Raw genomic sequence first — 2279 nt, 5'->3', positions numbered from 1 at the left:
AGTGGGGTGTGGGGAAGTGGGGGAATTTCAACTAAAACCCTAACACCCCAACACCCTATCTAGACTTGTAGCATTTCTGGGGTTTTTTCCTTCTGCTGCAGTGCGACGTGGAGACGGTTTAAGGCGCTGACGTAGGCACGAGCGGAGGCGACAATAATATCGGTATCGGCTGCGCGAGCAGAATAGGTGCGTCCTTCGTAACGGAGACGGATAGTCACTTCTCCTAAAGCATCGATTCCCTCGGTCACTTCCCGCACCGAGAAAGAGATTAATTCGTTCGGAATCTGCACCACTCGATCAATCGCTTTGCAGAGAGCATCCACTGGACCTGTACCAATGGCCGCATCGGATAACTCGCTACCGTCGGGAGTGCGAATCGTCACCGTGGCCGTGGGTCTGGCGTTATTGCCACAGGATACTTGTACTAATTCGAGGCGGAAGTGATCGGGAACCGTGTCGATTTCATCGTTAACAATAGCTTCTAGATCGCGATCGGTGATTTCCTTTTTGCGATCGGCCATTTCTTTAAACTGGATAAAAGCGTTATTAAGTTCCGTTTCCGAAAGCTCAAAACCCAATTCCTGTAACCGAGAGCGAAAAGCGTTGCGGCCGGAGAGTTTACCGAGGACGATCTGATTATTAGTCAAACCGATCGATTCTGCATCCATAATCTCATAGGTGAGTTTATGTTTTAACACCCCGTCCTGATGGATTCCCGACTCGTGTGCGAAAGCGTTAGCCCCGACGATCGCCTTATTCGGTTGCACGATCATGCCGGTAAGATTAGAAACTAGGCGAGAAGTGCGATAGATTTCCTTGGTGTTGATCTTGGTTAAAGGTTCCGTGGATTCTGGGGGACGACCGAGGAAAGGATTAAAATAGGAGCGCCGCACATGAAGGGCCATCACCAATTCTTCTAGGGAAGCATTACCGGCACGCTCACCGATACCGTTAATGGTACATTCCAACTGTCGAGCGCCATTTTTAACTGCTTCGAGGAAATTAGCCACCGCTAACCCTAAATCATCGTGACCATGGACGGAGATAATCGCTTGGTCGATATTGGGGACATTTTCCTTAATACCACGGATTAAAGCCCCAAATTCGCTGGGGGTGGTATAACCGACGGTATCGGGAATGTTAACGGTGGTGGCTCCTGCGGCGATCGCTCTTTCGAGGACTTGATAGAGGAATTCGGGATCGCTGCGGCCGGCATCTTCGGGGGAAAATTCCACATCATTAAGGAAGGATTTAGCATAGGCCACCATTTCTGGCACAATGTCAAGAACTTCCTGACGAGTCTTCTTAAGTTTGTATTGGAGGTGGATATCAGATGTGGCTAGGAAGGTGTGAATTCTGGGCTTGGCGGCGGGTCTGAGCGCATCGGCGGCAGATTTGATATCTTTTTGAGTAGTGCGGGCTAATCCGCAAATAATCGGGCTATCAGCTTCGCTGCCGACGCTGGCGGCAATTTTCTGTACAGCTTCAAAGTCCCCCGGACTAGCGTGGGGAAAACCTGCTTCAATGACATCAACTCCCAGTCGTGCCAGTGCGCGCGCTATGGTTAGCTTCTCATCCACATTTAAAGCGGCACCCGGGGACTGTTCCCCATCTCGAAGGGTGGTATCGAAGATAATCACACGATCTGGACTGGTATTCATAGTTTTTTTGTACGGTTAACGAACTTGGGAGTTGTTCCTCTGATTATAGCAGCCGAGGCCGAGGGGATTGTTAAGGAAAATTGCCCTGAGAATTTCTCGACTTGCTCGCGCTTTTCCTGCTTTGTAGGGTTGCAAATAGATGAAATTTCAAGAGTTTGCCAAGGGACTATGTGGGACTAAGCGGGAAGTATTGGGACGTAAGGGTTTCAGGTTTTTCACAAAGATGTAACTGATTTTCTGGCCCTGGCAGATGTTTGAAATTTCATTGTAGTATGCTGACTTTGCCAGATTCTCAATAAATTGAGATTATTCTCAATAACATTTTTTAGGTTGTTCTTTTTCGAGAGCGTCATATCTGGCTTCCCAGAGCCGATCATGAATAGCAAAATCTTTTTCAGCGTCTTCGCGAGTGCAGAAGGTTTTTAAGCTTACGTTAATATCTTTAATCTGGGTTTCAAGATTTTCGAGTTTTTCTTGGTCTTTGCCTAAGCTAAAAACGATGCTAATTATGGCGATTGTGGTCAAAATGACGGTGCTAATGGCTTGCACTTGCTCCTCCCACTTAAAAGATTTCTCGGTTGGCTTTTTTTTGAGCATTTTCCGCTCCTTTTTTTTACA

Annotated in this window: 2 protein-coding genes; both read right to left on the bottom strand. The window is 47.6% G+C overall.

The genetic code is table 11. The features are described 5' to 3' along the window. Positions 1-59 precede the first annotated feature (59 nt). Positions 60-1661, bottom strand: a complete 1602-nt coding sequence (locus IQ234_RS20555) for a 2-isopropylmalate synthase (protein WP_185241411.1) — start codon at positions 1659-1661, stop codon at positions 60-62. 312 nt (positions 1662-1973) lie between these two features. Further along, positions 1974-2279: hypothetical protein (locus IQ234_RS20550; RefSeq protein WP_228008647.1), on the bottom strand; the 306-nt coding region annotated here is incomplete at its 5' end.

It is taken from the genome of Microcystis aeruginosa LEGE 91341, from assembly GCF_015206885.1.
Taxonomy (GTDB): domain Bacteria; phylum Cyanobacteriota; class Cyanobacteriia; order Cyanobacteriales; family Microcystaceae; genus Microcystis; species Microcystis aeruginosa_H.
Note: the sequence above shows the minus strand (reverse complement) of the source record. Positions and strands in the feature narration are given on the sequence as shown.

Excerpts from the sequence above, each read along its gene's own strand:
- IQ234_RS20555 (WP_185241411.1), bottom strand. The coding sequence starts at position 1,661 with ATGAATACCAGTCCAGATCGTGTGATTATCTTCGATACCACCCTTCGA.